18 protein-coding genes and 2 pseudogenes are annotated in these 26,410 nt (G+C 71.6%); 8 read left to right on the top strand and 12 right to left on the bottom strand.

The window, feature by feature from the left end; genetic code table 11:
- Positions 1-13 precede the first annotated feature (13 nt).
- From ACWC94_RS26485 to ACWC94_RS26465, 5 genes are read right to left on the bottom strand one after another with little or no spacing between them, the layout of a single operon-like run.
- Entirely contained in the window at positions 14-517 is a 504-nt protein-coding gene (locus ACWC94_RS26485; protein WP_450799548.1) for a nucleoside deaminase, read from the bottom strand.
- A complete protein-coding gene (locus tag ACWC94_RS26480) occupies positions 514-1,416 on the bottom strand; it encodes a hypothetical protein (protein WP_450799547.1) in 903 nt (300 codons plus the stop codon). Before ACWC94_RS26480 ends, ACWC94_RS26485 begins: the two co-directional genes overlap by 4 nt.
- Positions 1,413-3,212, bottom strand: a complete 1,800-nt coding sequence (locus tag ACWC94_RS26475; RefSeq protein ID WP_450799546.1) for a carbamoyltransferase family protein — start codon at positions 3,210-3,212, stop codon at positions 1,413-1,415. Before ACWC94_RS26475 ends, ACWC94_RS26480 begins: the two co-directional genes overlap by 4 nt.
- A gap of 24 nt (positions 3,213-3,236) precedes the next feature.
- A complete protein-coding gene (locus ACWC94_RS26470) occupies positions 3,237-4,283 on the bottom strand; it encodes an NAD(P)/FAD-dependent oxidoreductase (protein WP_450799545.1) in 1,047 nt (348 codons plus the stop codon).
- Positions 4,280-5,248 (bottom strand): cucumopine synthase-related protein, encoded by a 969-nt coding sequence (locus tag ACWC94_RS26465; RefSeq protein ID WP_450799544.1) that lies wholly within the window; start codon positions 5,246-5,248, stop codon positions 4,280-4,282. Before ACWC94_RS26465 ends, ACWC94_RS26470 begins: the two co-directional genes overlap by 4 nt.
- A 907-nt stretch (positions 5,249-6,155) precedes the next feature.
- On the opposite strand from ACWC94_RS26465, the pseudogene ACWC94_RS26460 reads away from it, so the two are divergent.
- Both ACWC94_RS26460 and ACWC94_RS26455 read left to right on the top strand, forming a co-directional pair.
- A pseudogene (locus ACWC94_RS26460) lies at positions 6,156-6,482 on the top strand (carbohydrate esterase); the annotation flags it as partial.
- Between the two features lie 66 nt (positions 6,483-6,548).
- Positions 6,549-8,294, top strand: a complete 1,746-nt coding sequence (locus ACWC94_RS26455) for a DUF2264 domain-containing protein (protein ID WP_450799675.1) — start codon at positions 6,549-6,551, stop codon at positions 8,292-8,294.
- Here the strand turns inward: ACWC94_RS26455 and ACWC94_RS26450 are convergent.
- The 3 genes from ACWC94_RS26450 to ACWC94_RS26440 form a co-directional block, all read right to left on the bottom strand.
- Entirely contained in the window at positions 8,250-8,564 is a 315-nt protein-coding gene (locus ACWC94_RS26450) for a hypothetical protein (protein WP_450799543.1), read from the bottom strand. The two genes, ACWC94_RS26455 and ACWC94_RS26450, sit on opposite strands and share 45 nt — an antisense overlap.
- 90 nt (positions 8,565-8,654) lie before the next feature.
- Positions 8,655-9,473 carry an alpha/beta fold hydrolase gene (locus ACWC94_RS26445; protein WP_450799542.1) on the bottom strand — a complete coding sequence of 273 codons (819 nt, stop codon included), beginning with the start codon at positions 9,471-9,473 and terminating at the stop codon, positions 8,655-8,657.
- Positions 9,470-10,063, bottom strand: coding sequence for a TetR/AcrR family transcriptional regulator (locus ACWC94_RS26440; RefSeq protein WP_450799541.1), 594 nt, complete (start codon positions 10,061-10,063; stop codon positions 9,470-9,472). The genes ACWC94_RS26445 and ACWC94_RS26440 overlap by 4 nt, the downstream gene beginning before the upstream one ends.
- 724 nt (positions 10,064-10,787) lie before the next feature.
- On the opposite strand from ACWC94_RS26440, the gene ACWC94_RS26435 reads away from it, so the two are divergent.
- The 3 genes from ACWC94_RS26435 (at position 10,788) to ACWC94_RS26425 (ending at position 14,683) form a co-directional block, all read left to right on the top strand.
- A complete protein-coding gene (locus ACWC94_RS26435; protein ID WP_450799540.1) occupies positions 10,788-12,044 on the top strand; it encodes an MFS transporter in 1,257 nt (418 codons plus the stop codon).
- Between the two features lie 569 nt (positions 12,045-12,613).
- Positions 12,614-13,042, top strand: a complete 429-nt coding sequence (locus ACWC94_RS26430) for a hypothetical protein (RefSeq protein WP_450799539.1) — start codon at positions 12,614-12,616, stop codon at positions 13,040-13,042.
- Positions 13,043-13,264: 222 nt separating this feature from the next.
- Positions 13,265-14,683, top strand: a complete 1,419-nt coding sequence (locus tag ACWC94_RS26425) for an aldehyde dehydrogenase family protein (protein WP_450799538.1) — start codon at positions 13,265-13,267, stop codon at positions 14,681-14,683.
- Positions 14,684-15,005: 322 nt separating this feature from the next.
- On the opposite strand, the gene ACWC94_RS26420 is transcribed toward ACWC94_RS26425, so the two are convergent.
- From ACWC94_RS26420 to ACWC94_RS26405, 4 genes and pseudogenes are all read right to left on the bottom strand, one after another.
- A complete protein-coding gene (locus ACWC94_RS26420) occupies positions 15,006-17,888 on the bottom strand; it encodes a glycoside hydrolase family 2 TIM barrel-domain containing protein (RefSeq protein ID WP_450799537.1) in 2,883 nt (960 codons plus the stop codon).
- A 78-nt stretch (positions 17,889-17,966) separates the two neighbouring features.
- A pseudogene (locus ACWC94_RS26415) lies at positions 17,967-19,527 on the bottom strand (glycoside hydrolase); the annotation flags it as partial.
- A gap of 11 nt (positions 19,528-19,538) precedes the next feature.
- Positions 19,539-20,789 carry an ROK family protein gene (locus ACWC94_RS26410; protein ID WP_450799536.1) on the bottom strand — a complete coding sequence of 417 codons (1,251 nt, stop codon included), beginning with the start codon at positions 20,787-20,789 and terminating at the stop codon, positions 19,539-19,541.
- Between the two features lie 133 nt (positions 20,790-20,922).
- On the bottom strand, positions 20,923-22,194 hold the full coding sequence (locus ACWC94_RS26405) for an FAD-binding protein (RefSeq protein ID WP_450799535.1): 1,272 nt from the start codon (positions 22,192-22,194) through the stop codon (positions 20,923-20,925).
- A gap of 157 nt (positions 22,195-22,351) precedes the next feature.
- Here ACWC94_RS26405 and ACWC94_RS26400 point away from each other — a divergent pair, with 157 nt between their 5' ends.
- From ACWC94_RS26400 to ACWC94_RS26390, 3 genes are all read left to right on the top strand, one after another.
- The gene (locus tag ACWC94_RS26400; protein ID WP_450799534.1) at positions 22,352-23,026 is read left to right on the top strand and encodes a pyridoxamine 5'-phosphate oxidase family protein; all 675 of its coding nucleotides are present in this window, start codon (positions 22,352-22,354) and stop codon (positions 23,024-23,026) included.
- Positions 23,027-23,084: 58 nt separating this feature from the next.
- Positions 23,085-24,416 (top strand): radical SAM protein, encoded by a 1,332-nt coding sequence (locus tag ACWC94_RS26395; RefSeq protein ID WP_450799533.1) that lies wholly within the window; start codon positions 23,085-23,087, stop codon positions 24,414-24,416.
- A gap of 287 nt (positions 24,417-24,703) precedes the next feature.
- Positions 24,704-26,185, top strand: coding sequence for a cellulose binding domain-containing protein (locus ACWC94_RS26390; RefSeq protein ID WP_450799532.1), 1,482 nt, complete (start codon positions 24,704-24,706; stop codon positions 26,183-26,185).
- Positions 26,186-26,410 lie beyond the last annotated feature (225 nt).

The raw sequence follows: 26,410 nt of genomic DNA, 5'->3' as shown, positions 1-26,410 counted from the left end.
CTCGTCAGAAACGTCAGTAGGCGATGCGGTCGGCCTTGGCCAGCCACGCGTCGAACGGTGCCGTGCGGTTGGGCAGGTCCAGGTGCTCGACCGACATCGGCCACATCGACTGGGGCTTCTTCTCGAGCAGGTCGTAGAAGTTGCGGTCGTCGAAGCCGGCCACCGCGGCGTCGTGCCGGTCGGCGGAGTAGACGAGCCGGTCGACGCGCGCCCACAGCGCGGCGGACAGGCACATCGGGCACGGCTCACACGAACTGATCAGGACACAGCCCTCGAGCGAGAAGGTGTTCAGCTTCTTGCAGGCCGCGCGCATCGCGCTCACCTCGGCGTGCGCCACCGGGTCCAGGGTCGAGGTGACCTGGTTGTTCCCGGTCGCGACGACCTCACCGTCCTTGGCGACCAGTGCGCCGAACGGACCGCCGCCGTTCGCCACGCTGTTGGTGGCCAACGTGATCGCCTGTCCCATCCAGACGCGCTCGAACTCCTGGACGCTCGTCTCCTGGGTGTGCAGGGTCATGGTTGCTCCTTCGTGGAGGGGTGGAGAGGGTGGAGGGGGGTGGGTACGGGGGGCCGGCGCGCAGGGGAGGCCGTCGCGGCTGGACGCCGCAGAGCTGCTCCGGCGTGACCGGGGTGTGGGTGAGGTTCGGACCCGGCGCGTTGTGGACGGCGTTCACGACGGCCGGGGTGGCGGAGACGGTGGGCGGTTCGCCGACCCCGCGCACGCCGTACGGCGCGTCGGGGCCGGTCCTCCCGATCACGTGCACCGTCATCGGCGGCGTGTCCGGGACCGTCGGGATCAGGCAGTCGGCGAACGACGGGTTGCGGATCCTGCCGCCCTTGACCTCGATCTCCTCCGTGACGGGACACCACGACGTCGGCCCCGGCCCCGGGGTCGCCCTTGGTGACGGGCTGGTGGCGCACGACGTCGCCGCCGGGGTGGAGCCCGGGGAGCGTGTCGTCGTGTGCGGCGCGCTCGGGGTCGGTGACCGGTTCGAGCACCTCGGGGCCGACGACGATCCCCGCCACGGCGCGGCGGGCCCTCTCGGGATGACCGCCGGCGACGACAGCGGCCGGCTCGCCCTGGTGCCGGACGACGTCCTCGGCGAGGACCGGGGTGCCGGAGAACCCCTGGCCGTGCACGTTCTCGCCGGGGACGCCCTGGAGGGTGAGTACGGCGTGGACGCCGGGCTGCTGGACCGCGGGGCCCATGCCGATGGAGGTGACCCCGGCGCAGGGGCGGGAACTGCGCAGGGCGGCGCCCCCCAGCATGCCTTCCGCCCACAGGTCGAAGGAGGAGGCGTGCTCCCCGCTCACCTCGAGGGTTCCGCCGGGGCGCAGCGGGCTGTCACCGATGCCGCCGGTGACCGCCCGGTCGAGTTCCCGGGGGGTGCGGGCGGGGGAGGTCCGGCCGGTCATCGGGAGGCCTCCGCCTTGGTGACCAGATGGTTGCCGAGCACGAGGTGGTCGATCTCCGTTCCGAGGAAGCAGTTCAGCGCGTCGGCGGGGGTGCAGACGATCGGTTCGCCTGCGACGTTGAACGAGGTGTTGATCAGACAGGGGACGTCGGTGAGTTCGGTGAACCGGCGCAGCAGAGCCGCCAGCCGCGGGGTGTCCTCATCGGTGATCGTCTGCACCCGGGAGGTCCCGTCCACATGGGTCGCACCCGGGATCACATCACGGAACTCCGGCCGCACCGGGAAGACGAACGTCATGTACGGCGAACGCGCTTTGCGGCCCATCTCGAAGATCTTCGGCGCGTCCGACTCGAGCACGAGCGGTGCGAACGGGCGGAAGGGTTCGCGGTGTTTGACCCTGGTATTGATGATGTCCTTGATGTCCGGGAACATGGGGTTCGCGAGAATACTGCGGTGCCCCAAGGCCCGAGGGCCGTGCTCGAGACGCCCCTCGTACCAGCCGATGACGACTTTCTCGGTGAGCAGTTCCGCCACCTGGGCGACGACCTCGTCATCGCTCAGCCTGCTCCACACCACCCGACCGGTGAACTCCCGCAGGGCCTGCTCGATCGCCGCGTCGTCGTATTCCGGTCCGAGGTACGGAGTGATCCGCGGCGCTGACTTCCTGCCGCCGGCGTAGTCAGGGTGATGCACCCAGGCGTGGACCGCGGCGCCGATGGTGATGCCCGTGTCGCTGGCACCGAAACTCACGTCCATGTCGTCGAACCGCGACGCCTCGAACAGCGGGGTGTTGTTGAGGCAGTTCAGCGCCACGCCGCCTTCGAACAGCACATGGTTCAGATCCGTCTTGCCCTCCAGCGCGCGGAGCTGGTGGTTCGTTGTGACGGTGAGCATCTCCTGCGCCGCGGCAGCCACCCGGGCCTTGTACTCGAGGGTGTCCTCCACAGGACCGAAATGCTGCTCGAAGAGGGGCTCGAAGCCGCGCGGGTTGTCCGTCTCGAGGGGCCTGCAGAAGGTGTAGCGCCCGTCCTCGCGCAGTTCGACGATGTGCTCGAGGAACGGGTTCGGCGCGGGGGGCTCGGCGAACCCGGACAGGCCCATGATCTTGTATTCGTCATTGTTGGGCACAAAGCCCAGGTAGCGCGTGATCGCGGCGAACAACAGCCCCATCGAATGTTCCGCGCCGATGGCCGACTCGTCGAAGACGCGGATCCGGCCGTCGCGGATTTCTCCGGTCAGCGACGAGAATCGTTCGGCGCGGCCGTCACTGACGAGGAACGCGGCGTCCTTCATACCCGCCAGGTAATAGCCGGTCATCGCGTGGGCGAGGTGGTGCGGTACGAACACCACCTTGTCCGGATCGGGTGTGAAGCCGGTGCGCGCGGCGAAGTCGGCGAGGATCGCGTCATGGCCGACCGCACCGGTGAACAGTTCGCCGATGTTCTTGACGAGATCCAGCTTGGCCGGGGCCGCCATGGGCGCGGACGTGATGTCGGACAGCATTCCGTCGAGGACCTCGGCGGAGAAGTCCCAGGGGATGGCGATGAGGTCGACGTCGGAGAACTTCAGTCCCGCGGATTCAAGGCACCACCGCACCGCGTCGACCGGGAAGTCGGAGGTCTTCTTCTCGCGGTTCAGCCGCTCCTCCTCCACGGCGGCGACCAGCTCGCCGTCCACCAGGAGCGACGCACCCGCGTCGTGGCCGAGGAGGTAGTGCCTTTCGGTACCGACCGCGCCGAAGTGCTCGGCGAAGATTCCGGAAACGCGAGTGAAACCGTTGCACCCCAAGACAATCATGACAGTTTCCTTCTCCGTCCAGGGCTACTTGCCGGCCACGAGGTCACGGACGATCTCTCCGACCGCGGGTGCCTGGCACAGTCCCTGGCCGGAGAACCCCGCCGCGTAGAGGAAGGGGCGGGAGGGATGCCGGCCGATGAGACCGTTCCCGTTCGGGCTGCCGTCGAAGGCTCCGCTCCACCCGCGGTGCAGGCGGATGCCGTCGAGGACCGGGTAGGTGGTGCTGAGCTGGCGGGACAGCCGCTGCAGCCACGCCTGCCGGGACTCGTCCGGACCGGGGCGGCCCATCCCGATGAGGATGCGGTCCCTCCACGTGCGGATCCTCAGGCCGGAGGAGGCGTGCAGGGTCATCGGCAGGGTGCCGACCGGGGCGGCGGGCGCGTCGGTGAGGAGCAGTTCGATGGGATACGTGGCCATCGGGAGGTCGACACCGGCCATGGACGCGACCGTCCTCGACCAGGGGCCGGCCGCGCAGACAACGGTTTCGGCGAGGATGCTGCCCATCGGGGTGTGGACCTGCCCGTCGGGGTCGATGCCCATGACGGGTGTTTCCGTGTGCAGCACGGCGCCCGCCTCCTGGGCGGCCGCGGCGTAGCCGCGCACGATGGCGGCGGGGTCGCAGGCGTACGCCTCGGGCGCCCAGGCCGCCGCGAGGACGGAGCGTACGCCGAGCAGCGGGTTGAGTCGCACCGCTTCGGACGCGGTCACCAGTTCGACATCCACTCCTGCGGCCTGCTGGGCGGGCTGGGTACGCCGGAACTCCTCCACCTGGTGCTCCTCGGTGAACACCACCAGGAAGCCGACCCGCTGCAGACCGAGGGGGCTTCCGGTCCGCTCGGCGAAGGCCTGGTACGCCGCCATGCTGCGGACGGCGAGGCCGCCGGTGTGGGGGTCGCCGGGAAAGTAGGTCCGCAGAACGCCCGCGGTGGCCGCGGACGATCCCGATCCGAGCGTGCCGCGCTCCAGCAGGACGGTGCGGACGCCGGCTTCGGCGAGATGACACGCGACCGAGGTGCCGACGACGCCTCCGCCGATGACGACGACGTCCGTCCGTTCGGGCAGAGCGCTCATGACCGCTGACCCGCTTCGGCCGAGTGCAGCTGGCGCAGGTGGTCTCCGGTGTCCCACGGGAACAGATGCAGGTTCCACCCGCCCAGGCAGTTGACGTAGAGGGCCATCTGGCTCACCACGGCCAGGAAGTCGTCACGGTCGAGGCGGTCGAGGCAGGACAGGAAACGCTGGGTGAAGCCCCACAGCTTCTCCAGACCGCAGTAGCCCAGGAACTCGGCCGGAACACCGACCAGCAGGCGCGTCATCTGGCGCAGCGAATCCATCGGCATGCCACCGGTCACGGCCCGGACCAGGCCGCCGTAACTGGCGTACCCCAGCGGGCGGGTCTCACCGTTGACGAACAGGAGGGTGGGCAGAACCGTCTCGAAGCTGCCGGCCCCGGACGGTATCCACCCCCGGTGCAGATCGCCGAGCTCGGCCGGCTCGGACAGCCAGATCCGCTCGGTCTCGGCGTGGACGTCGCGGAGCAGCAGGTCCGCGTCGGGGTCGGCGGCGGTCAGACGGGGGATGCGGTGGCCGCCCCCCATGCCTGCCCTGCGGACCTCCACCAGGACCGGCTTCTTCGTCGCATAGACCGCATCCCACACCGCGCGTCCGGCCTCGAGCAGAGCGGGCATGTCCTGCGGCCGGACCTGGCCCACCGGGGAGGCCGGCATCGGTTCGGTCAACGTGCCGTACTTGATGCCCAGGTGCTGCAGAGCGGAACAGAACACCGTCCCGTCGGGCGCCTCGCGCCGGTCGGCAAGCCGATACGACGCGGACAGATGCAGCAGTGAATGGACAGGTGCCACGTGATACAGATGCTGCCCCGCCACCAGCGCATGCCCTTGCAGGCTCTGGTAGGGCAACGCCTCCCACAGCGCATCGGCCAGCACGGTGTTGCGGTCGTCGAGTTCCGCGGTAACGGTGATACCCAGATCAGGCCAGGAAATCTCGATATCCCGACCGGACAACGTTTCAGTCAAGGCTTTCCCCCTAGTTCGGCAAGATGTCAGGATGGTGAGCGGAGGCAAGAAGCCCACGGCACTCATCCCTTGCTTCGTCACAACTCGCCTTGCCCCGTTGCAACATCTGTGAGGAGTACACAGCCAACCGAGCGAAGTCAGCCAGGAGCGGAAGACATGAAAGCCCCCGCAGGCCGAGGCCAGGTCTTCGTAGTTTTCTACATGAACCAGCCAGGCCGGGGGTATGTGGAAACTCCTAATACTCCGGCGGTACGGCGCGGTCAGGCCGGCGTCGGGGATCTGACCGACCTGAGGCGATGACCACCCGGCTCCCCGGCTCGCTTCACGAAGAACTCCTGGCTGCTTTTAGCCGGTTCGACGGGTCCGCACCCCTCTCGTCCACAACCCCGCAACGGCGTCACGGCCGGCGTCCGGCGGGTCCGGGCCGGGCGCCGATCGGCCATCCTGAAGGTGCTGACGCGGTCGAAGGCGACGGCGGCGGGCCGGGCGGCGTCGGGGGATCCGCGTCACTGGAACTCTGGCGCCGCGAGGCCGGGGTGTACGCGCCCGGGCTCGCCGGTGCAGGGCGGGCGTCCGGGCTCCGGGGCTCCCGGCTGCTGGCCGCCGTGGACCGGCCCGACGGGGACGTGGCCCTGGGGCTGGAGGACACGCCGGGCGAGCCGGCCACCGCCTGGCCGCTCGACCGGCACGTGGAGCCGGCCCGCCGCCTCGGCGCCGCCCAGGGCGCGGCGCGCGTCGCGGACCGGCCGTGGCTCTCAGGGCGCGGCGCGCGTCGCGGACCGGCCGTGGCTCTCGCGGCGCTCCCTGGAACTGCACCGACACCGCCCGCCACTGCGACGTCCCCGCGGGCACGTACGACGTGACGATCCGCTTCGGCGGCGAGACGGCGTCGAGCACGAGCATCACGACCACCGACGAGGCCACCTACCGGGCCAACCTGCACACCCTGGGCGCGGGTGTCCGGGACCAGGGTGGCGAACCGGTGCTCGTCACCCCGATCGTCCGCCGCTGGTTCCACACCGACGGCACCCTGGACAACGGCACCTCCCTGCTGGTCAACGGCCTCGGCGTGGACCTCCCGGCCGTCGTCCGTTCCGTCGCCGCCGCCGAGCACGCCCCGCTGACCGACCTCAACACGCACACCTCCGTGCACGGCGCCACCGTCTACGCGGGCCTGGTCCGCGACGCACTTCTCACCCTGCGTCCGGTGCCCGCGGGCGTGCGGGTGGGATGAAGCCCTGGGGCGCCCCGACCGGAACCGGGCGCCCCAGGCCCCGCCAGGAAGGAAAGCACCGCCGTGATCGAACTGCCCGCCGACGACCGCGCGTCCAGCCCGTACACCGGTTACACCCGCGCCCACTGGGTGGCCGCCGCCGACGCCCTGCTGGCCGCCGTCGAGCCCTACGCCACCCCCGACCGCGCCCTCTACCACCTCCCCGGCGACCAGGTGAGCCACGCGGGCCACCACTCCGACGGCCTGGAGGGATACGCCCGTACCCTGCTGCTGGCCGCGTTCCGCCAAGACGAGACCGCGCTCGGCCGCTACGCCGACGGACTCGCGGCCGGTCCCGGCGGTGTCTGGCCGCACATCGAGGACCGCAGCCAGCCGCTCGTCGAAGCCGCGTCCGTCGCCCTCGCCCTGCGGCTGACCCGGCCGCTGCTGTGGGACCGCCTGGACGACTCCGTGCGGCAGCGCACCGCCGACTGGCTGGCGGACGCGCTCACCGCCGAACCCTGGCCGTGCAACTGGGAGTTGTTCCCCGTCACCGTCGGCGGCTTCCTCCAGGAGATCGGCCACCGGCCCCATGCGGCCCGCACGGCGATCGACCGGGGCCTGGAACGGATCGAGGGCTGGTACCTCGGGGACGGCTGGTACACCGACGGCGACGGCCGGAAGTTCGACTACTACAACGGCTGGGCCATGCACCTGTATACAGTCCTCCACGCATGGCTGGCGGACGACAGCGAACTGCTTTCTGTATACGGTCGACGGTTGTCCCGCCACCTCGCCGACTACGCCCGGCTCTTCGGCGGCGACGGCGCCCCCCTGCACCAGGGCCGCTCCCTCACCTACCGCTTCGCGACCGCGGCCCCGCTCTGGCTCGGCGCCCTGACCGGCCAGACCCCCCTGGCGCCCGGCGAGACGCGGCGCCTGGCCTCCGGCGCGCTGCGGTACTTCCTCGACGGCGGCGCGGTCGACGAGCGCGGTCTGCTCCCGCTGGGCTGGCTCGGCCCCGACACCTCACTCGCGCAGAGCTATTCGGGCCCGGCCTCCCCCTACTGGGCCGGCAAAGGCTTTCTCGGCCTGCTCCTGCCCCCCGGCCACGAGGTGTGGACGGCGCCCGAGGAACCCGCCCCGGCGGACCGCGCCGACGAGGTGCACCCCCTCCCCGTCCCCAACTGGCTGCTGCAGTCCACCCGTTCGGACGGACTGGTCCGGCTGCACAACCACGGCAGCGAGGACGTCCGCTACGACCCCTACTACACCCGGCTCGCCTACTCGACCGCGACCGTACCCACGGTGTCGTACGACAACAGCGTGATCGTCGGCGGTGATCCGGGCCGCACCCGGATCGAGCCGCTCGGCACGGGGGAGGGGTGGATCGCCTCCCGGCACACCGTGCGCGACGGGATCACCGTCACCAGCCTCGTGCTCGCCGAGGGAGCGGTGGAGGTGCGCGCCCATCTCGTGGCCGGGACCGGACCCGGCACGCCGGTGCGGGTCACCGGCTGGCCGGCGCCGGACGGGCTCCGGGCCGACCTGCTGCCCGTGTCGGGCCTGTCGGCGGAGCCGGAGGGGCTGACGGGGAGGACGGGGACGGGCCGGGCCACGCTGTTCGTGGTGCTCGCCCGTCTCACCGGCGAGTCGGATCCCCGGCCCCTCACGGACCTGGTGTCCGTGAAGGTGACGGAGGACCACGAGGAGGAACGCGAGGTGAGCGTCCGCTGGGCGTCCGGCGCGCGGGGTGTCTTCGTCTTCACCGCTTGCGGCGGGCGGGTCTCACGGCTTCAGACGGGCGATCCTGAGGCGCGTCGTGGTCGCTGACGCCCCGTCGAGAGCGGTGGCGTAGGCCGGGGTGACGGGTGCGTAGGCCCAGGTGAGGGTGGAGTCCTTGAGTACCGCGATGTCACCCGTGATCCTCGCGTTCACCACCTCGCCGCCGGCGAACTTCCCGTTCCGGTCCACGAGCCGCAGATGCGTGCCCGCGAAGGTGCCGGTGCAGCGTTCCGCGCCCCGCACAGGGGCGCGGTCCGCCGGGCCGGGCCCGCGCCCCCGCGGCACCCGCAGCACCCGGGCCCCCACCGGCAGCGGCACCCGTCCCGGGTCCGGCCACCACCAACCCCTCCGGCGCGGACCGCCTCGCCCGGGGCTCGGGGCGAGGGGCGCCCCGCCACCGAACAGCGACTACGACCGCGCGACCCCGGCACCGGAGGCGGACAGGGCGTCCACGAGACACCGCGCGAACTCCTCCGGGTGCTCCAGCACACCGAGGTGGCCGCCGGGGAACTCGGTGAAACAGGCGCCGGCCGACTCGGTCGCCGTCGCGACCGTACGGTGCAGCAGCCGGCCGCGGGAGCCGCTGCCCGCGACCAGGGTGAGACGCGCGGCAAGGGACCGCAGGGCGGCGGTGTCCGGCACGTACCCGGTGAACGGGAGCAGGACGCGGGTGAGGAAGACACCGAAGGGAGTGGCCAACTCCTCGCCGGACGCGGGCGGTTGCGCATCGGCATCCGCCGGGGCGGGCGCGGGTGTCCCGTCGAGCACGGCGGCCAGCCGGGCCCCGGCCGCCCGCGCCCCGGCCGCCCGGAACGTGCCGGCCACCTCCGCGAACATCGCCCGCTGCCGGGCCGCGTCCGCGAGGACCTCCACGACGGGCGGTTCGTGCGCGACCACGTGCGCCAGCCGTCCGGGGTGCCGGGCGAGCAGGTCCAGGGCGGCGACACCGCCGGAGCTGGTCCCGAAGACGTACGCGGATTCGCCCGGCGCGAGCACCGCCTCCAGCACCCGGTGCGCCCCCTCGCTCCAGTCCGTCACCCGCTGCTCGGCCACCGGCCGGCCCAGCCGCCCATGGGCGAGGCCGAGCGGGTCGTACGTGACCACGGTGAACCGCGCGGCCAGCCGCTCGGTCAGCGGCCCGAACCCCATCGGATGCCCGGCCCCGCCCGGCAGGACGAGCAGCACGGGACCGCTGCCCGTCACGTCGTAGTGAAGTTCCTCGCTCATGACCGGTGTTCTCCTGTTCGGGCCTCGCGGGGCCAGTGCTCCAGTGCCAGGTGCAGGGCCTGCACCGCCTTGTCCCAGGAGGCCTCGACGTCCCGGTCGGCGCCGAACCCCCCGGCGGACTCCAGGGCGCAGTAGCCGTGGAAGGTGCTGCGCAGCAGGCGTACGGCGTCGGTGAGGTCGGGCTCGTCCAGGCCGTAGGCGCGCAGCATGCCGTAGGTGATTTCGGCGGTGCGGCGCATCGCGGGGGAGTCGGCGACGAGGGACTGGTCGATCCGGATCTGGGTGGCCGCGTACCGGCCGGGGTGCTCCAGGGCGTAGGCCCGGTAGGCGCCGGCGAAGGCGGCCAGAGCCTCCTTGCCCGCGCGGCCGGCCACGGCCACCGCGATCCGGTCGATCAACTCGCCGCCCGCGTACAGCGCGAGCCGGGTCCGCAGGTCCGCGAGGCCCCGGACATGCGAGTACAGGCTCGCGTCCTTCACGCCGAAGCGGCGGGCCAGCGCGGACAGGGTGACGTTCGCGAAGCCCGCCTCGTCGGCGAGTTCGGCGGCGGCCGCGACGACGCGGTCGACGGTGAGCCCGGCTCGGGCCATCCGACACCTCCTCCTTGGATACCTAGTATCTATCCTAGGGCATCTAGGTTTGGAGGGTGCCGCTCGGGTGGCGCAGTGCCCGCCGGTGCCCCTTGATGAGACCGGGATCTTCGCGTCGAGCCGTTCGACGCGGACGACGTCGCCCCGGATGCCGAAGTACGCGGCGGGACAGCGCTTCCCGGCGGCGGTGTCGGCGGCGGTGCCGGTGTCCGCGACCGTCCGGGCGGCTGCCTTCTCCCCACCGGTCGGCGCGCCCCGATCGCCACGGACAGGGCCGCGACCAGCACCAGCAACGGCAGGACCCGGCGGACCGGTACGCCCCCGCCCGACCGGAGGTCGAAGAGACGGGCCCAGCCGCCGGCCGCCCAGCGCCACGCGCACCGGCGCACACGCCACGGCCCGCCCGAGCGACCGCGGCCCCACGGCCTACGGCCGGTAGAAGGCCACATGCACCGAGTCGGCCGGAACCCCGAACCGCTGCGCTCCAGCAGGCACCGCGGATCCTCCCGGCGCGGGGCCCGTGAGAGAAGCCTCGCGCACCGCGCGGGAAGGCTGACGCCGGACGGGAGCGGACGTGCCCGTCCGGACGGGACTCAGCCGATCGGCGCGTACACCACGCCCAGTTCGTCGATGTCGTCGCCCCGCGACCGGTGAAACCGGCGATCCATGAATGACCGGGGAGCGGCGTCCGGGCGTAGGGTGAACGGACGGCGGGAGGGCAACGGTGGGGCGCGGGACACGCAAGGGGAACAGGCACGGGGCCGCAGAGGCGCACGGCGGCACACAACCCCTGTGGCGGGAACGGGACTTCGCCGTCTTCTGGGGCGCGCAGACGCTGTCCGTCCTCGGTGACTCCTTCGCCCTGATCGCCCTGCCGCTGCTGGTGCTCGAGGCCACCGGATCGGTGGCACGGATGGGCCTGCTCACCGCCGTCGGCGGAGCCGCCGCCGTCCTCGCGGCCGTGTTCGCCGGCACCGTGGTCGACCGCGTGGACCGGCGCCGCCTGCTCATCGCCTGCGACCTCGTGCGCATGGCCCTGTACGGCGTGATCCCGCTCGTGTGGGCCTTCGGCCCGCACCTGTGGCTGCTGTACACGGTGCTGCCGGTCTGCGAGGCCGTCGGCATGTTCTTCTCCGTCGGCTACGTCACCGTCGTCCGCGGCCTCGTCGGCACCGGACGGCTCACCGAGGCCAACGGCCTGCTGAACGCCACCGCCGCGGCGGCCGGAGTGCTCGGACCGCCGTGCGCGGGACTCGTCGCCGCCTGGACCGGACCGGCCGCCGCCGTCGCCGTCGACGCGGCCAGCTTCGCCGCCTCCGCCGCGTGCCTGCGAGGGGTACGCCTGCGCGCCCGGACCGGCGACGACACGCCCGCGCCCGGCCGCGGCACCGTACGCCAGGACCTGCGCACCGGAGTCGCCTTCCTCTACCGGCACCCCCTGCTGCGCTCGCTCACGGTGCTGCTGTTCGGCTTCAGCTTCCTCACCCTCGGCCTGAACGACCTGGTCATCTACCACCTCAAGCACGACCTCGGCCACGACGACGGCGCGGTCGGCACCGTGCTGGGCGCCGGTGCTCTCGGCACCATCGCCGGGTCGCTGCTCGTCGCCCGCATCCGCCGGCTGTTCGGCTTCGGCACCGCCTGGATCGGCGCGACCGCGCTGTGCGGGCTGGCCTGCGCCGGCCTCGGCCGGGTGCACACGGTGTTCGCGGTCGCCGTCCTCACCGCAGCCTTCCTGGCCGGCGTCGGCGTCGCCGGCACCTGCTCGATGTCCCTGCGCCAGGAGGTCACCCCCGAGCACCTGCTCGGCCGCGTCACCTCCGCCTACTGGACCCTGCAGTACTCCGCCGCCCCCGCCGGCGCGGCCCTGCTCACCTGGGCCGCCGAACGCTGGGGCACCACACCGGCCGCCCTGACCGCGGGCACCACCTGCGTCCTGCTCGCCCTCACGGCCCTCATCACCCCGATCCGCAGGGCCTGACCGACGCGATGCGGCAGCGCCGTCACTCAGGCGGCCGAAACCCTCGTCCGGCCCGCGGATCGGGGCGATGAGGGCCGCCGCCACCTGCGCGAGCGGCGCCACCCTCAGCGCGAGCGGCGCCACCCGAAGACCCGCCACCCGGCCGGCAGTCCCACCGCGGGACGGGCCGGCGGGAACCCCGGCCACTGACCGATCGCGACCACCGAGACCCCCTCCCCGGCGAGCCCCCCGGGCTGCCGGCCCGCGGGGGGTGTGCCTGATCGCGCACAGCGGCCCCAGCGGCCCCAGCGGCCCCGGCAGCCACTGCCGACACACAGGCCGCGGAACCGAGACAGGCCACGGACACGGGCATCGAGTGTCAGGGAGCACCGCGTACCGGGTGAGCCACGCGTGGGCAGAGGAGCAGTCGCATCCGGCCGGCACATCACAGCGGCTGACCGGTCCCGTGGCGAGGCGCGCACCCTCGGCGGCATCCACTCGCGGTCACGCGGACCGGCGGCACTCGCGACGACGTCACCCAGCCGGGCGAACCAGCAACGGTTCCCCCGCTGGGAGTAGCGTCAGGGCGCATGGTCTCCTTGTTCGCACTGTTCGGCCCACCCGCGATCACACTCCTGCTCTTCGTCGTCGGGGCATTCCCGTACGCGTTGTGGGTCACCAGGAGGAAGCCCTCGCAGCCGGCCCGCTGGGCCGTGATAGGCGGCGCGGCAGCGATCGCCGCCTACGGAGCCGGAACCGTCTACGGGCTCGCCTTCACGAACCCGCTCGACGTGTGCGGGGACAAGACCGGCGACGGCGTGTACATGGACGCCGGGCGGGACTACAGCCTGACGTCGGTGAGCGTGGACCACTTCCCTCCGTCCCTCACCTGCCACTGGACCAGCGGCCACAGCACCGAACAGGTGTGGTTCTGGACCGCGCCCCTGCTGTACGCGGGGGCGGTCTGCTCCATCGTCTGCATCGCCCTGCTGCTCATCAACCGAACCCGGAACCGCTGAGCCCCCTCACATCGCCCATTCCGCCGGGGGTTCTCAAGGCGCTGAAACCAAAGCAACGGCGGCTCGGACCAGTCGACCGTCAACGCTGCCGATTTCTTCGGGTGTTTCCGGTATGGGGCACGTCACGCCTCGCCGACTGGATCTCTTACTGCAACCTGGTGTGCTTTCAGCCTGCAGGGTTAGGTTTCCACCGATACCAGTGATCCACGGAGGAGGATGCTTGTGACGGCACGCGACGAGGTGTTCATCGGAGGGCGCTGGCGGCCTGCGGTCGGAACCGATTCGATCGATGTGGTCAACCCGGCCAACGAACAGGTTATAGGTGCCGTTCCGGCTGGTTCCGCCGCTGACGTCGACGCCGCAGTCAATGCGGCCCGATCGGCACTGCCGGGTTGGGCGTCCACAGCGCCCACCCGCCGTGCCGAGTTACTGACGACCCTGTCCGGCGAACTCGCCCTCCGCCAGGACCAGATGGCTTCCCTCATCACAGCCGAGGTGGGCACCCCGATCGGATTCTCGCGCAGAGTGCAGGCCGGCTTGCCGGTCACCATCACGCGTTTGCACGCCAAGCTTGTGGCCGACTTCGCCTTCGAGAGGAAGGCGGGCAATTCACTGGTCCTGCTCGAGCCCGTCGGCGTCGTCGGAGCGATCACTCCGTGGAATTACCCCTTGTATCAGATCGTCTGCAAGGTCGTTCCCGCCCTCGCCGCAGGCTGCACGGTGGTTCTCAAGCCTGCGGAGCTGACACCTCTGTCGGCCCAATTGTTCACGGAGTGCCTCGCGGCCGCAGGCATCCCCGAGGGAGTCTTCAACCTCGTCACCGGCACGGGAACCGAAGCCGGAGAGGCGCTGGTACGCCACCCTGGGGTCGACATGGTCTCGTTCACGGGTTCCACGGCGGTCGGCAAGCACATCGGTTCTGTTGCCGGCGCCGCTGTCAAACGTGTCGCCCTTGAACTCGGCGGCAAGTCCGCCAACGTCATCCTTCCTGGAGCAGACCTCGCAGAGGCTGTCCGTGCCAATGTCGCCGACGTCGTCCGCAACGCGGGGCAGTCCTGCAACGCGCTGACGCGTACGCTGGTCCACGCGGATGACTATGAAGAGGCGGTTCGCATCGCCGTCGAGGAGATTGCCGCCTTTGCTCCCGGGGACCCGACCGATCCCGACTGCCGCCTGGGCCCGGTCGTGAGCGGCGCCCAGCAGGAAAAGGTCCGCGACCACATCCGTCGGGGCCTGGCAGAGGGCGCACGCCTTGTCGCGGGCGGCTCCGAGGCCCCCGACGGACGTGACAAGGGCTATTACATCCGTCCCACGGTCTTCGCTGACGTCACCGCCGAGATGAGCCTTGCTCGGGAGGAGATCTTCGGCCCTGTGCTCTCGTTCATGAGGTACGAAGACCAGGAGGATGCCCTGCGCATCGCCAATGACTCCGACTACGGCCTCGCGGGTTCCGTCTGGGCAGCCGACGAGGAGCAGGCAATCACCTTCGCCCGCTCGATGGCGTGTGGCCAAGTGACGCTCAACGGAGGTGCCTACAACCCGCTTGCGCCCTTCGGCGGCTACAAGCAGTCAGGCGTCGGTCGAGAACTCGGCGAGCACGGCCTCATGGAATTTCTGCAGACCAAGTCGCTTCAACTCTGAGCTTCTTGCACCGAGGCAGCCTGCCCGACAGATCAAGCGTGGTACTCCGGCACGGCTGAGGGACAGGCTGTTCGATGACATCTCGCTGCCGCGGCGTCTCACAGCGGTGGTCGGCGCCGAGGAGACGGCGTCCCACTTCGTGGCGGAGCGGGGCCAGGACACCGACCACGCAGGCCGGCGAATGCGGCCCGCAGGCCCGGGACCGCCGGGCCGTACAGCGTCTGGAGCATGCCGACGAGGACGAAACCCCCGCAGGACACCATCGCGGCCGGCCGGGAGAAGACCCGGCCGGCCGCGATGGTGGGACTCAGGACCGTGCCGGTCAACCGGACTGCGGGCCGCGGCCGGTGGAGAACACGAAGGAGAACTCCGCGGGCTCGGCCCTCAGGTGGTACTGGGGGAGCGGTCCGGGACCGCAGGACTGGGAACCGAGACCGTGCTGGCCGTGGTCGAGGTTGACCCAGACGGTGTCACCGGGGATGAGGTCGGTGAGGTGGTCGGCCGCGTCCAGCTGTTCGGTGGTCCAGCGGCGGGCGGTGAAGAAGAACTCCGGGGCGCCCTCGATGCGCAGGCCGCCGAGCTCCGCCCAGCGGACGTCGGCGCGGGCGCCGTTCTCCTGCGGACGGACGTACGGCGTCTGCAGATCGTCTACAGTCGACTGCCAACGGCCGACCGCAGACGACATCCTGCTGTCCGGATACGCCTCACCCGGGCCGCCGCCGTACCACTGCACACGGTCGGCTGCAGACAATCCGAAGCGTACGCCGAGCCGGGGGAGCGGCACCGTCCAGTCGCCCTCGGGTGTCACGGATACCGTCAGCTGTAGACGATCTCCGTCCGACGTCCAGCGGTATACGGTCGACAGTCCCATCTCCCAGGCGGCCGGCGCCACCCGCGTGCGGACCGTCAGCGCGTCGTCGCCCACCTCCACCGCGTCCAGCCGGTGCCGCATGCGGTGCAGGCCGAGCTTGCGCCACAGCAGGCCGTAGCGGACGTCGGTCTGCCAGACGGCGCCGTCGTCGTTGTCGGTGGTGGCCCGCCACACGTCCAGGCGCAGCCCGGTGACCTCCACCCCGCCGACCGTCTTCAGGGCGCCGGTGCGGGCGTCGAAGGCGGCCGGGCCCAGGGTGATCCGGCCGTCGCCGGGCACCGGGCGTTCGGTCGCCGGGACCGACGGCAGCCGGCGCGCGGACACGGCGAACTGGCTCCAGGCGACGACGTGGCCCTTCGGCGCCCACGGGGTGTCGGCGGCGAGCTGGGCCCGTACCGTCCAGTGGGCCTCGCCGGCCGCGGTGGCGACCGGCGGCTCGGGCAGCTTCACCTCGGCCGACCCACCGGGCGCCAGCGCGGGCACCGACAGGGGGCCGGACTCGACCGTCTCGCCGTTGACCTGGTACGACCAGGTGAACGCCAGCGCCGACAGGTCAGCGAAGTCATACGTGTTGGTGATGCGGACGGTGCCGTCGGCGGCGTCCCCGTCGATGGCGACCGGCTCGATCACCTTCTTGTACTCGAGCAGGCCCGGGGAGGGTTCCCGGTTCGGGAAGAGCAGGCCGTCGCAGACGAAGTTGCCGTCGTGCAGTTCCTCGCCGAAGTCGCCGCCATAGGCGTAGCCGAGCTCCGGATGGGCGATGCCGTGGTCGATCCACTCCCAGACGAAGCCGCCCTGGAGACGGTCGTACGACTCGAACAGCCGCTGGTAGTCGGCGAGTCCGCCGGGGCCGTTGCCCATGGCGTGGGCGTACTCGCAGAGGATGAAAGGGAGTTCACGCCGTCGGTGCGGACCGCCGTCCAGGCGGCGTCCGATGCGCTCGACCTCGGCGTGGCCGGCGTACATCCGCGAGTACACGTCCGTGTCACGGCAGGTGGGGTCGCCCTCGTAGTGCAGGAGCCGGGAGGCGTCCCGGCCCTTGATCCACTCGGCCATCGCGGTCAGGCCGCGGCCGGTGCCGGCCTCGTTGCCGAGGGACCAGACGACGACCGAGGGGTGGTTCTTGTCCCGTTCGACCATGCGGACCGCCCGGTCCAGCAGGGCGGGGGTCCAGCGGTCGTCGTCGACGGGGTTGTCCCGCCAGGCCTGCTCGGTGAAGCCGTGCGTTTCGAGGTCGCACTCGTCGATCACCCACAGCCCGTACTCGTCGCACAGGTCGAGGAAGGCCGGGTGCGGCGGGTAGTGGGAGGTGCGGACGGCGTTGATGTTGTGCCGTTTCATCAGCAGCACGTCCTCGCGCATGGTCTCCGGGTCCAGCGCGCGGCCCTTCCGCGGGTGCCACTCGTGCCGGTTGACGCCCTTGAACAGCACCGGCCTGCCGTTGACCTCGATCAGGCCGTCCGACAGCTCCACCGTGCGGAAACCGATGCGCAGCGGGATCCGCTCGCCCTCGGTGGCCAGCTCACCCGCGTACAGCCGCGGAGTCTCCGCCGACCACGGCTCGACCGGCACGGTCACGCTGTCGCCGGTCGCGATGTCGACGCCGAGTTCGGACACGGTCACCCGGCCGTCCACGTCGGAGTCGACGCGCAGGGTTCCGGTGCCGGAGCGGTGATCGTAGGAGGCGTGCACGAAGAAGTCGAGGGCGGCGCCCGCCGGGCGGTGCAGCAGGGTGACGTCACGGAAGATGCCCGGCAGCCACCACTGGTCCTGGTCCTCCAGGTAGGAGCCGGCCGACCACTGGTGGACCCGGACCGCCAGTACATTGTCGACAGTCTTCAGTAGATGGCCGACCGCGAACTCGTGCGGCAGCCGGGATCCCTTGAACTCGCCGAGGTCCGTGCCGTTCAGCCATACCCGGGCGCAGGACTCCACCCCGTCGAACCGCAGCACCGCGCCGCCCTCGGCGAGGTCCGGCCAGTCCTGGGGCAGGTCGAAGACCCGCAGATGGTCGCCGGTCGGGTTCTCGGTCGGCACGCGCGGGGGGTCGACCGGGAAGGGGTAGAGGTGGTTGGTGTAGATCGGGGAACCGTGACCCTGGAGGACCCAGTGGCCGGGGACCTGGATCTCGTTCCAGCCGCCGGCGTCGTACCCCTCCTCGGCGAAGGAGTCGTCCTCGGCGTCGGCTGTCGGCGACAGCCGAAACCGCCAAACTCCGTTCAAGGACATGGATGTGGCGTCCGAGGAGGCGTACCAGGCGCGGGGCGGCAGCGCCCCGGAGCCCGGTGAGACGTCCTCGACATAATCGGTGACGGTGCGGTGGGGACAGGACATCGGTCTCCTAGTTCAGCCCTTGATACCGGTCCGCGCGATTCCCTGCACCAGCCAGCGCTGCAGGAAGAGGAACACGAGATCTGCGGTCAGGCACGTGCCCGGCTGCCTGCCCGCCAGGGCGCCGGTCAGCGTCGAGCTGCCGTACCCCCTTCTGGTCGAGGACGTAGGTCGTGATCGAGCGGGCAGCGAGAGTTGTGGAAACGGTTCCGTCACGGACGGCCGGTTTCGCCACCGTCGCCCAGTCCTCGGCCGCCGAGGTGCGCACCGCCTGTGCCGCCCGTACCGGCGCCTTGCCGTTGAAGTGCAGGTTCAGCGCGGTGTCGGTGGTGTTGTGGTTGTTCACCACGACCACCCACCGGCCGTTCCGGTCGTACGACGACACCTCGACGCCGTCCGGGGCCCCGGTCACGTTGTGCGCGACCGCGCCCGGCCGCACGAACTTGCTGTACTGACCCAGGGCGTAGTAACGCTTGGTGAAGTACAGCTTCTGGTTTCCGTTGGCCGCGTAGTCGGGGTCGTAGTAGATCAGGCCGTCGTTCCAGCCCTGGTCGTTCCTGGTGGCCGGATCGGCGCCGTAACCGCTTGCGAGCGCCACCCACCACTGGAACGCCGAGTCATGGGCGGTCGCGAAGTCCTTGTAGATGATCCGCGACATCAGCAGGGCGTTGTCGATGGTCGGGTCGTACTCCTGGTTCCAGCCCGTGGTGCCCTTGCCGAAGCAGCAGATCTCGGTCGCCCACGGTGTCTTCCCGACCGACTTCGACGTCTCGTAGACGGTGCCGAGCTGGCCGTCGTCGGGGTCGTTGTACGTGTGGTGGGCCAGCCTGGCGACGTACTGCGCGGTGCCCGGCTGCGTGATCCACTGCGGGACCTCGCTGGTGAACTGCGTGGTCTTGCTGGACTCGTCCGCGATGATGCCGGTCTTCTGGTGCCGGGCCCGCTGTTCGGCGCCCAGCGCGCGCACGATGTCGTCGCGCTGGTCGACGGGGACGGGCATGCCCTCCTGGCCGCAGTCGGCGAAACCGTTGTCCGGTTCGTTGAAGGGGCTGATGTAGTCGAGGCGCGCTCCCTGCCGCGCGAGGTGGTCGGTGACATCGGCCACGTACGCCGCGAAGTCGCCCTCGTTCTCGGCCTTCAACCGGCCGTCGCAGCTCTTGCCGTTGCTCGTCCACCGGGCGGGCGCGCTGTTGACGAAGCCGATCAGGTCCTTCACGCCGTACCGCGCGGCGTACGTCAGGAACGTCCGGCTCCCTTTGTCCCTGCTCCAGTCGTAGGAGCCGTCGGAGGCGAGGAAGTCCTCGGCGGCACGGGCCGGGGTGGTGACCGCGACACCGCCGCCGCCGATGTTGTAGCGGTACGCGCTGAGGTTCAACCCCCTCCGGGAGAAGAGGAGTTGAGCGACCCGGGCCTGGACCTCCGGATCGAAGTGCTGGAGGTCGTTGACCCACCAGGCACCGGACGCGCCGATGTCGTCGATGGTCTGGGCGGCGTGGGGGGAAACCTCGGCAGCGGACGGGGCGGCGGTGGCCGGGGCGGCGGTGGCACGCGCGGGCGGGGAGGCCAGGAGGGCTCCGGTGACGGCCAACGCGGCGGAGGCTGTCAGCAGCAGGGATCTCTTGCGGGGGTGAGACACGTGCATCCCTTCCGTCGTCATGAAGGCGGTGCGGTACGGCTCCTTACGGGGGTGGTGCGCTTGGTGGTGCCGGTCCTCTGCCCGACGGACTGCAGCGCCCCCTCCAGCGCGAACGTGGCCGCGCCGAGGGAGACCGGGTCGGTGGGGATCGGGGAGAGGACGATCTCGGTGGCGGCCAGTGGGCGGCGCAGCGCGTGCCGGGCGACGGCCTGGCGGACCTCGTCGAGCAGCGGTTCGCCCAGCCGGGAGGCGACCCAGCTGCTGAGCACGACCACTTCGGGGTTGAGGAGATTGACCAGGTCGGAGAGGCCCGCGCCCAGATAGCGGGCGGTGTCCCGGACCACCTTGAGCGCTACCGGGTCCTGCGCGGCGACCGCCCGGGCCAGCGCGTCGATGGTGGCGGTCTGGTCCCCGGGGTGCAACAGCGCTGACTGCGGGCTCAGTTCGCGCAGGTTCTGCATGATGCCGGGCGCGCCGACGTACGTCTCCACGCAGCCGTGGTTGCCGCAGTGGCACAGCCGTCCGTCCAGCACGAGCGTGGTGTGGCCCCACTCGCCGGCGCTGTTGCTCACGCCCCGGTGCAGCCCGCCGCCGAGGGCCAGACCGGCGCCGACCCCCGTGCCCAGATTGACCACGACCGCGTCGCCGCGGCCCCGCGCGGCCCCGAACCACAGCTCGGCCACCGCGCAGGCGCGCAGCGGATTGTCCAGGTGCAGCGGATAGGCGATGTGTTCGGTCAGCAGATCGAGCAACGGCACGTCGTGCCAGTCCCAGTTGGGCGCGTACTCGGCGATGCCGGTGTCCCGGTCCACCTGCCCCGGCACGCTCACCCCGACGCCCAGCACCCGGGCCGCCTCGACCCCGGCCTGCGCCACCACCGAGCCGACGGCCGCGGCCACCTGGCCGACCACCTGCTCCGGGCGGCTCTCGCCGGGCCGCATGTCCTCGTCTGCGCGGGCCAGCACGTTCAGCGCCAGGTCGAACAGCTCGACGTGGACGTACGTCTCGGCGATGTCGACGCCGATCAACGCGCCCCCCGACGCGTTGACGGCCACCAGGCCCCGGGGCCGGCCGCCGGCCGAGTCCTCGAACCCGACCTCGGTGATCATGCGCAGGTCCAGCAGCTCGCCGACCAGTGTGGCCACCGTGGCCAGGCTGAGCCCGGTGGCGGCGGCCAGCTCCTGCCGGGAGGTGGGAGACCCGGCGATGATCTGGCGCAACACCTCGTAGCGGTTCGCGGTGCGGATGTCACGTGATGTGCGCTTCACGCGGCTGCCCCTCCCATCCCGTCCAGGCCAGGCCGGGGCGGCATGGGCACCGGCGCGAGCGCCAGGCTATGGGCTGCGGACGGCTTTCGACAAGGAGTTTGGAAAGGGGCTGTAGAAAGTCTCTGGGCGACGGTCAGCCGTCGAGGTGGCCGAGCAGGTCCCGCACGAAGGCGTTGGTGAACGTGCCGGAAGGATCCATGGAGCGGACCAGGGCCCGGAAGTCGGAGAGCCGTGCATACCGCCCGCGGAGTACGGTCGAAGGAGTCTCGAAGACCTTCCCCCAGTGCGGGCGCGGGTCGAACGGATCCAGCACCTCCTCCAGCCGGCGCACCACCGGCAGCACCGCCGTCTCGTCCCGGACCCAGGTGAAGTGCAGCGCGACCGAATCCCGTCCGTGGGCCGGGCTCATCCACTGCGTGTCCGCGGCGACCGTCCGCACCTCGCAGGTCTGCAGAACACCGGCGACCGTCGACCGGATACCGTCGATTGCATACAGCGCGTCGACGGCGGTCGACCGCGGCAGCAGATACTCCGACTGGATCTCCTCCCCGCTGCTGGGCGTGAACTCCGCCCGGAAGTGCGGCAGCCGCTCGTGCCACGGCCCGGGCACGCCCAGTTGCCCGGTGCAGTTCTGCGCGGGCATGCCCGGCACCGGGTGCAGCGGTCCCGCCGCGGGCGCGGCCCACGGGAAGTCCACCGCCGGCCGGTCCGTGCGCCGCTTGACCCACACCTGCCTGAAGCCCGGCTCCCGCCAGTGCGTGAACAGGCTCACGCTGTACCCCGCAGCCGCCACGGCGTCGAAGTCCAGCCCCGCCAGCGGGAGTTCGGTGTAGACCCGCTGCTCCACCTCGTACGCCGGCTCCAGGTCGAGCGTGAGCGCGGTGACGACGCCGAGTGCGCCGAGGGAGGTCACGGCACCGTCGAACCGCGGGTCGTCCCGGCCCATCGTCCCGGCCCCGCCGTCCGCGACGACCATCTCCACCTCCCGGACCGCCGACGCCAGCGGGCCGTTGTCCACCCCCGAGCCGTGCGTGCCCGTGGCCACCGAACCGGCCACCGAGATGTGCGGCAGGGATGCCATGTTGGGCAGGGCGAGACCGTGCGCGTGGACCGCGCGGGCCAGTTCGGCGTAGCGGACCCCGCCCGACACCCGGACCGTGCGCGCCGCCGCATCGACGTCGATCACCCGCGGCAGCCCGGCGGTGGACAGCAGTACGCCGTCCGGACCCGGGTCGGCGATCCGGTTGAAGGAGTGCCCGCTGCCCAGCACCCGCACCCGCGCACTGTCCGCCACCAGCGCCGCCAGTGCGTCGAGTGTGCGCGGACGGTGGAACTCCCGCGCGGTGTAGGTGAGGGTGCGCGCCCAGTTGGTGACCGTCCCGGCGGTCTCGGCCGTCCCTGTCACAGTTGCGTCCCTCCCGGAGAGTCCGTCTGGGCCGACCCTCTCATCCTGCCCGGCACAGGAGGGAGACGTGCTGCGGATTTCGTTGTCTACGTCAGCGCTATTGGCGTATCCGAAATCTTCCTGGCTCCGTGAATGCGATATCGGTACCTTCTCCTCCATGACCCAGGAACCCCTGCCCGCCCGGCTGCCCGTCACCGACCGCACTCGCCACCGCCGCCTGCGCGAGCAGGGCAGTGTGGAGCGGGCGGAGCTGGAGGCGATCCTCGACGCCGGGTTCGTCTGTCATCTCGGTGTGCTGGTGGACGGGCGGCCGGTCGTCGTGCCCACCGTGTACGGGCGGGACGAGCGGTGGCTGTATCTGCACGGGTCCGTGGCCAGCCGCAGTCTCGCCGCGGAGACGCCCGTGTGCGTGACCGTGACGCACGTGGACGGGCTGGTGCTCGCCCGGTCCGTCTTCGAGCACGGCGTCAACTACCGCAGCGCCATGATCCACGGCACGCCGCGCAGGATCACCGACCCCGAGGAGAAGCTCGAGGGCCTGCGCCGGCTCACCGAGCACTCCGCGCCGGGCCAGTGGTCGTACGCCCGTCGCCCCAGCCGCAAGGAGCTCGCCGCCACCACCCTCCTCGCCCTCTCCCTAGAGGAGGCCTCCGTCAAGATCCGCAGCGGTGCCCCGGACGACGGCGACGGACCCGACGCGGCCCTCGGCCTGTGGGCGGGGGTCCTGCCGCTGACCACGCTCTGGGGTGCGCCGGAGCCCGACCCGGCACTGCCCGCCCGGGCCGCCGTACCGGAACACATCGGGCGCCGTGCGGGGACCCGGCACGGCTGACCCGCAGGCGGGGGCATACGGTGTCAGACGTACGCCTGAACCGGGAGGAGACAGACGGATGGGCAGTCGTACCGCGCTGGTCGAGGATCTGATGGAGCGGTTCCCGCACGTGCCACGGGAAGCCGTCTTCAAGGAGGACCTGCTCCGCGGCGGCGTCGCCTTCGACCCGTCCGCCCTCAGCGACAACGAGAGCGGCGAGGTCAAGCCGAAGTCGTACTTCATCTTCTCCTTCGACCACGGCACCCTGCCCGAACTCGGCGAGGCGGCACTGCGGCGCCCGCCGGAGGAGATCATCCTCACCGGCGGCCCGTACGACCTGCGCCGCACCGTCGTCTCCGTACGGGTGAACCCGGCCTCGCCGTACCGGGTGGCCGCCGACGAGGAGGGGCTGCTCGGGCTCTACCTCGACGGAAAGCGCATCGCCGACGTCGGTGTGCCGCCCATGCCGGAGTACTACCGGCACACCCTCTCCAACGGAAAGTCCGTCATGGAGGTGGCCCCGACCATCCAGTGGGGCTACCTGATCTACCTCACCGTCTTCCGGGTCTGCCAGTACTTCGGCGCCAAGGAGGAGTGCCAGTACTGCGACATCAACCACAACTGGCGCCAGCACAAGGCCGCCGGTCGACCGTATACCGGAGTCAAGGACGTCGAGGAGGTCCTCGAGGCCCTCGAGATCATCGACCGGTACGACACCCAGAAGGCCTCCACCGCGTACACGCTGACCGGCGGCGCCATTACGAAAACGGTTGCCGGGCGGGACGAGGCCGACTTCTACGGCCGCTACGCCAAGGCCATCGAGGAGCGCTTCCCGGGCCGCTGGATCGGCAAGGTCGTCGCCCAGGCGCTGCCCAAGGCGGACGTACAGCGGTTCAGGGACTACGGCGTGCAGATCTACCACCCCAACTTCGAGGTGTGGGACCGCCGGCTGTTCGAGCTGTACTGCCCCGGCAAGGAGCGGTACGTCGGCCGCGACGAGTGGCACCGCAGGATCCTGGACTCCGCCGAGGTCTTCGGCGCGCGCAACGTGATCCCCAACTTCGTGGCGGGCGTGGAGATGGCCGAGCCCTTCGGCTTCACCACCGTCGACGAGGCGATCGCCTCCACCACCGAGGGCCTGCGCTTCTTCATGTCGCACGGCATCACACCCCGCTTCACCACCTGGTGCCCGGAGCCCACCACCCCGCTCGGCAAGGCCAACCCGCAGGGCGCGCCGCTGGAGTACCACATCCGGCTGCTGCAGGCCTACCGCCGGACGATGGAGGAGTTCGGGCTGTCCTCCCCGCCCGGCTACGGCCCGCCCGGACCCGGCCGCGCGGTCTTCTCCGTCAGCTCCTTCATGGACAGCCTGCCCGCGGACGAACCCGTGGCGGAGGCGGCCGAGGTGTGATCCGGTGCGGCGGCGGGCCGGCGGCTCGGCTTCCGGACGGCTCGGCGACGCGGCGGCTCGGCGACCCGGCGTACGGTGAGCGCGGCGGCGCCCGCATCCGTACCAGAGGCCGGATGCGGCGGACCCGTCGCGTCCCGCGTCCGCCCCGCCACCATCGGTAACCGGATCTGAACAGGCCGCTTGTCAGTTGTGTCGAGGACGTGAAAGGCTCTGAGTCTGCCGCGAGGTTTCCTGCAACTCCCTTTTTACCGTGGTGAGTTGACCTCGCTCGTGGATGCAGGAGTCCCATGCCCGACCTGCCGACCCCTCAGGACGCCACCGAGTCCGCGCTGTTCGCGGAGGGCTGGGACGCGGTGCTCAGCTACGCGGACCTGTGCACCTCCGGTTCCCTGACGGCCCATCAGCTGGCGACGGAGGCGTTCACACTCGGCATGCGGGAGGTCCGAGCCGCCGCGCGCACCCATGTGCGCGGCGCGGGCCGCCGCACCGCGCGGCTGCCCACGATCCCGGCCCTGCTCACCGCCGTACGCGACACCGCCGCCGCCTGGGAGGCCGACGGGCAGGGACACAAGCTCGATCCCGACCTCCGGCTGTGGCTCAACTCCCCGAAGGCCGCCCGCTTCCCGGGCCCGCCGCTGGAACGCCCGCTCGCACTGCGCGGCCTGAGGGACATGCAGGAGGCCGACGCCTCGCTGCTGTGGCTGGCCGAGGTGGAGGCGCTGCCCCTGCCCGCCGTCGCCCGCCGGCTCGGCCTGGACCCGGTCACCGTCGCCGACGAACTCGAACAGGTCCGCACGCTGTTCCGGGACCGCTGCCACCGCGCCCACCTCGACACCCCGATGGACGCGCGGTGCCGCTCCTACGCCCGCCTGCTGGACGCGGTCACCCGCTCGCCGGCCGCCGACACCCCCGACGACCTCTCCCGGCACCTGGCGACGTGCGTGCGGTGCGCCGAGGCCGCCGCCTGTCTGCGGCTGCACGGCGGCGGGCTGCCCGCCGCACTGGCCGGCGGTGTCATCGGCTGGGGCGGCCTCGCCTACCTGGAACGCCGCCGCCGCGCCGCAGAGGTCCGCCTCGGCGCGGGCCGCCCCGGCGGCGCCGACCCCACCGGCGGTGATCCGGCGGAGGGCACCGGCCGCAGCCGTGTCCTGCGCGGCAGCCTGCTCGCCGCCGCCGTGCTGCTGTCGGCGCTGGCGCTCGGCGTGTCGATGATGCCGTTCGGCGGCTCCGGCGACGACACCGCCGCCGCCCGCGACGACCGGCAGCCGGTCGCCGACCCCAGCGTCTCCCGTGCGACCGCCGCGCCGGCCTCGACCGCGGCGGCACCCGCCGTCACCCCCTCCGCGCCGCGTACGACCGCCGGTTCGCACCGTACGCAGCCCGACCCCGAACCGCAGGGGGCCTCCTCCGCCACGCACCGGCCCGGACCGGGCCCCCGGCCCACCGCACCGGCGGCCACCTGCCGAGTCTCCTACGTCCTCGTCAACCAGTGGCCCGACGGCTTCCAGGCCACCGTCACCGTCACCACCGACCGCCCCCTCGACGGCTGGCACGTGTCGTGGGCCTTCCGCGACGGCCAGCGGGTCGGCCAGATGTGGGACGCCACCGCCCGCCAGACCGGCTCCCGCGTCACCGCCACCGCAGCCGACTACAACAGGACCGTCGCCGCGCACGGCACGCTCTCCTTCGGTTTCCTCGGCACCTGGCACGACAGAAACCGGTCGCCGTACGGTTTCACGCTCAACGGGGCGGCCTGCGGGGGCGGTTGAGCAAGCGGAGCGGATCCTGTTTCACCAGTCGAACGGATCCTGTTTCACGCGGCGAACGGATCCGGTTTCACCCGGCGAACGGTGCCTGTCGGGGCGCTAGGTGGCCGAGGTGCGGCGGCCGCCCCGGCGGTCGGAGCCGCGTCCGCCGGTGCCGCCGGTGCCGCCGGCACCGCCCGTGGCGCCGCCGGCCGCCGTTCGCCGGCCGGATCCGCGGACAGCCTTGCC

This window comes from Streptomyces sp. NPDC001135, assembly GCF_053598395.1.
This window is presented reverse-complemented; position numbering and strand designations above follow the sequence as displayed.